The sequence below is a fragment of the Moorena sp. SIO2C4 genome, assembly GCF_010672485.1.
Taxonomy (GTDB): Bacteria; Cyanobacteriota; Cyanobacteriia; order Cyanobacteriales; family Coleofasciculaceae; genus Moorena; species Moorena producens.
Genome location: NZ_JAAHGN010000535.1, coordinates 1 through 5,048, shown reverse-complemented (window position 1 = coordinate 5,048; position 5,048 = coordinate 1). Strand labels below are relative to the sequence as shown.

Sequence of the window (5,048 nt, the reverse complement as noted above, 5' to 3'; positions counted from 1 at the left end):
TTTCTGGCATGGCATTGAGTACATCAACCACCCGTCGATCCATTAAACAAAAGTCCCCCGTATCTATGGGAATCTCGACATTGGCCAGACGGCGCAGTAAGCGATAAAATAGGTAAGCCGGAAAGCGCTTTAACCAACTTTCACGACGTCTCTGGGTGCGCTGAGCATAAACAATTTGATAACCCTGCTGCCATTTTTCGACTAGCACTGGGATGATCTCTGGTGGGTCTTGTAAATCAGCATCTAGGACAATAATCCCTTGACCCCGCACAAAATTTAGACCGGCAGTGACAGCAATTTGATGACCAAAGTTACGGGAAAGACTTAGGTAACATACCCTTGGGTCTTTTTGATGAAGGTCTCGCATCAGCTCTAGAGAGCGATCGCAACTGCCATCATTCACTAGAATTAACTCCGCCTCCCCCAACTGATCCATTACTGTACTGATGCGTCGGTACAGTTCTAAAATACTGTTTTCCTCGTTATATACAGGAATAACCAGGGAATAGGTTGGGTTCATCGTTCTTCAACATTTTTGAATTAAGAATGTAGAATGCAGAATGTAGAATTCTACATTCGCGCATTCTACATTCTGCATTCTGACAGACGACCTTCTAACGCCCTAATTTATTAGGAATTCCCTGACAACCACCGGGGATTGTTTTTCTTGACTTTTCACCGCACCAAGCACAGCAATAGTAGTGCTGCTTTTCATCCATCCGCTGGACACCGGTGAAGTTAACATTTTCGACTACTGCACCGGTGTAAACTCCAGTGCGATAGTCAGGGGGATGGGTACGACTGCGGGGACTGGCAGTTTCTACTGAACCATAAAATAGGCGGACTCCCTTGAGGTCAGCACCAGTGAGGTTGGCTTCATATAAAACAGTGCGGGATAGATTCGCTTGCACTAAGTCACAGAAACTCAGATTCGCTCTGACCATATTAGCTTCACCGAGTTCTGTCCAACGCAAATCTGTACCACTCAGGTCTGATCCAGCTAACATTACATTCAGGTCAATAACTCTTATACCATAAACTCGGTCTTCTTGGTATCCTCCATACCCATCCAACATGGGGCGTCCTAAATGATTATCCCGTCTGAGGGGAGTTAGTAAACGGGCTTGGGACAAAAATCTGAGCACTTTGGCTTTCCCATGGGCATCCACACTACTGAGAATCGCAGCAGTTCTTCCTTCGCAAAATGCCCTCTCTTGGGGCCAATCTTCTAGCAATCCCTGATCATCTAAGGCTAGATCTGAAACTCCCTGAAAGTAAGCATCAATGGTTTGCTGCTGAGTAATCATATTTTGCTGGATGGTCAAGTCTTTGGAAATGACATATTGTCGCCAAGCAATGAATACTGCTAGGACGGCAATCAAAATCTGTCCCAAAGCACCAACCCACTCAGCCCATGACCCAAATTCATCCCATTTAATTTGAACTAACCAATTGCTGATGTTTTGGTAAACACCAAGAAATTTCAGTAAGCCACTTATTGCTGCTACCACTCCGATCGAGGCAATAACTTTGATTCTTTGTGGTGGTGGCAACAAATCAGTAAGCCATTGTTTGAGAACCGGTAAAATCACTGGCAGTGAAACCAGCAACGCCACAATAGCTCCGGATATCCCAATCCAGAGGTTATCAATCACTACCCCAAAAATCATGATAGCGATCGCACTGAGAATAATTAGGCTTAGGGAGCGATTGGCAGGACTAACTGATCCAATAGTTGGTTTATTGGGTAGGTTTGACAACGGCAGGGTAGATAAATGTTGCTCCTCTTGAGTTTGGGGAGGAGATGGTGGTGAATTACCATTGGCTGAGTTCTTGGCGGTACCGTTGTTACTATGTTCAGGCTGATTGGGTGGCACAGGCTCAGGCAAGTTAGTCATGGTATTCCCATCAAAATAAGCTCAAGGTCAAGCAACATTACAAAATAATACAGCTCTTAGACACTCGGATCGTTTTTTAGGTGATTTGCACCTCAACAGATTAGCAAATTTTCAAGTGAAATCCGGTAGACTTGACTTGTGTTAAATTTTATTTTGTACGTTATCTAAATCCAAGCGGGAGCAATAATAATCTGTAACTTTATATAGCGTTACTCATAGTTATCTGGGTTCCCAAGAGCATACTGCATTGCTACTCCCTACTCCCTACTCCCTACTCCCTACTCCCTACTCCCTACTCCCTACTCCCTCCAACCCAGAACTTTGTACCTCACCCGATGGAGAAGTGCTGTACCACAGATGAGCATTCCAGTTTGTATTGAAAGGGTTGGGCATCCGTTCCTGAATCCTAGTCGATTGTACTTGTAGTAACTGTGGCTGAGATTGGGTAAGAGGCACGACAGTCCATTCTTTGTTTTCCCTCAAGGTCTGTGCCAGGTCTTTTGAGTAAGGGAGCACCGCTGCAGTGACTTTATGGCCTAGCACCATATCGAGCAGCTGTTTGTGATCACAGATGACGGGAATGACAATTTGATCAAATCGTGGTGTGCCTTGCCAATAGTCTGGAAAAGCACTCAACTGGATGCCACTAGAACCGAAGGTCTCAACTTGGAATGGTCCAGTCCCAATCGGCTTTATCCCAAAGTGTTTTGTACCATAACAATGGCGCGGTACAATTCCCAAAGTTAAAAGTTGGGGATGAATAGGAGGTTTAGCTACCGGGCCTGGGTCGATTGCTAAGGGATGGGAATCCCTAGGCTCAATGGAATCAATTTCCCTGAGGGGATGGGATTGAGAGGGTAACCTTTGAGAGGCAGACTGTAATGTAAACGCAATGGTTTTTTGATCTACCACTTTTGATATCCCTGATGCTTGTCAAAACCAGTTTGCGCCAGGGTGAGTCAATTTTCCGTAGTACCTGATAAGTGAACTCAACATCAGCAACCGTTAGAGGGGTGCCATCGTGGAAACGTAGGTTGTCATGAAGCTGGAAATAAAGAATTTTAGTGATTTTGTCTACAGTTTCTAGCTTCCACTTGACAGCAAGATCGGGAACCAGCAACCCACGTAAGGAATTAAAACGACATAAACCCCGGAACACCAGACTCAATACATCTGCTGGTCCTAGGTTTGGGTTGAGCAAAGGGTCAAGGGTCTTAATCGGACGAAAATCAGCAATGGTAAGCTCTTGGCGCGATTTGACCCAAATCTTTTTGGTAAAGGTGCTGTTGCTTGGGTTGATATCGGCGAGTTGTTGTTGTGGATCAGCCGTGAAGCGGATCATATGGAAGCCAGCCTTAAACCTAAGTTGATGACGAATGCTGCTGTCTTGCGATCGCTGATTTGGTTGTAAGGTGCCATGGGGACTAAGGTCAGATAGATTATTAATAGTCCACTCAACTTGGAAAGAACCGGAAGGGCTACTTCCTTGATTAATTAGATCTGCTTCTAATGTAATTAAATCCCCTGCTACTGGTAATGGCGGATTTAGGATAATGTCACGCACCAATAAATCAATGGTAGTGGCTTCCCAAGGAAGAGTATTGGTCGTTTGACCATTAATCACAGCAAATAGCACACCAACACCCGTGACTTGGGGCATAATCACACTCAGGCGGGACTCACTCCAACTGATGATTTGGGCTGGCTGACCCTGAAACAAAACTAGAGCATCGGGTGAAGGCACAGAACCGAAATTACCCCCTTCAATCACCACACTACTCCCTGGCGGTGATTTGGCTGGTTTCACTTCAGTCAAAAATGGCAGTTGTCGCCACATCCGAATCCGTGCTTCTCGAAGATCAGTTTTGCGGCTAACTTCGGCGATCATTGCTGGGGTTTGGGTGTAGCGATCTAGGTCATCAACGGAGTAAATTGCGATCGCATTTAGTTGTTTGATCTCAGCATCAGTAATATCTGGTAACGTAGCCAGAGGACGGTTATCTACTGGTCGATCTAGGGGCTTATGTACCCCATGCAACTGACTCTGTAGTACTTGGGTAAAATCCAATTTGAGAACAGTACCACCATTTTCCTTGGGATCAACAACCGTCCGAAACCAAATTTCTCGATCTTGACCACGGCGCACTGTTACTTCCAAATCCAGGTTTAGCTGTTTGATAGCCAAAGACTTACCACGAGCATAGGATTTGAGGGAGAGAGTATCTTCCGCATAGTCAATTTCCGATGCGATCGCATCCACCAATTCTGCCAGCTGCCATTCTTGGTTATCCTCTGTTACTGACTCATCATTACTCATCGATCCCAAGTTCCCTCTTCTGACTTCCCTACTCCCGCGTCACTCCAAGGGTGGGGTACCTCACCCAATTGATAACTGCTATACATGCAATAGTTTATCCTTTAGCTTTTGTCTTCAGTAGTGATAGTGATTCCGATACGACCATTACTACCAACTGGTTCTATTTCACGAGCTGATGGCATTGTAACTATCACTCTATTTGACTTTTCTGGTAAAGACTGGGGGTCAGTTTGCAGCCGTAGATTGGCAGGAATCTCAACATCCACATCAGTGACCTGTAACTTCAATGGTTCACCACCGCGATCACTACCCCGATCACTTGTTTCTTCCAATGTGTCAGTGATCTCTCGGAAAATCAATGTAATTAAATCTCCTAGTGTGATGTCAGCCATCAGAAAATCTTGGTGATTAGTAGTTGAATTATAATCCTTTTTTATGCTTTGCGCTCTTGTAGAGTCTAGAAACAGAGACTTTATCAACAAACCCAGCGGTAATCAGGCTATACTGTTTCAGTAAGATTTAGTCCAGGTTTTTTTTAATCAACAGTAAAAAAACTATTTCAATACTGCTCTAGCATTTTTAGTTTATATGTAAACCTAGGATTGATATAAAAAGCAATGCAGCGCCTTAATACCGGGGTTTCCCCCAGTCGCACTTTGCATCAAGACTTCTTATCAGGGAACTTCGGATCACGGAAGAGTGTCAAGACACGGACGTGATTCAAAATTCTGGAGCTAATGCCTTCGTGTGGGTACGGGATACTCAAGGCAAGGTTCAAAAACGCAGTGTAACACTGGGGCTAGAGGCCTTAACAAAGGTAGAGGTAACGTCGG

The 5,048-nt window shown here is 44.8% G+C and carries 6 protein-coding genes; 1 reads left to right on the top strand and 5 read right to left on the bottom strand.

The window, feature by feature from the left end:
• From F6K20_RS23760 to F6K20_RS23740, 5 genes are all read right to left on the bottom strand, one after another.
• Positions 1 to 520 (bottom strand): glycosyltransferase family 2 protein (locus F6K20_RS23760; protein ID WP_287296250.1); only part of this gene is annotated, 520 nt, incomplete at its 3' end.
• Positions 521 to 614: 94 nt separating this feature from the next.
• Positions 615 to 1,898, bottom strand: coding sequence for a pentapeptide repeat-containing protein (locus F6K20_RS23755; protein ID WP_008187283.1), 1,284 nt, complete (start codon positions 1,896 to 1,898; stop codon positions 615 to 617).
• Between the two features lie 285 nt (positions 1,899 to 2,183).
• A complete protein-coding gene (locus F6K20_RS23750; protein ID WP_044494051.1) occupies positions 2,184 to 2,810 on the bottom strand; it encodes an ABC transporter substrate-binding protein in 627 nt (208 codons plus the stop codon).
• The gene (locus tag F6K20_RS23745) at positions 2,725 to 4,215 is read right to left on the bottom strand and encodes an ABC transporter substrate-binding protein (RefSeq protein WP_287267324.1); all 1,491 of its coding nucleotides are present in this window, start codon (positions 4,213 to 4,215) and stop codon (positions 2,725 to 2,727) included. Before F6K20_RS23745 ends, F6K20_RS23750 begins: the two co-directional genes overlap by 86 nt.
• Positions 4,216 to 4,316: 101 nt before the next feature.
• Positions 4,317 to 4,607, bottom strand: a complete 291-nt coding sequence (locus F6K20_RS23740; protein ID WP_287257401.1) for a hypothetical protein — start codon at positions 4,605 to 4,607, stop codon at positions 4,317 to 4,319.
• A gap of 323 nt (positions 4,608 to 4,930) precedes the next feature.
• Here F6K20_RS23740 and F6K20_RS40840 point away from each other — a divergent pair.
• A partial coding sequence (locus F6K20_RS40840; protein ID WP_502708869.1) for a permuted SH3 domain-containing protein occupies positions 4,931 to 5,048 on the top strand: 118 nt, incomplete at its 3' end.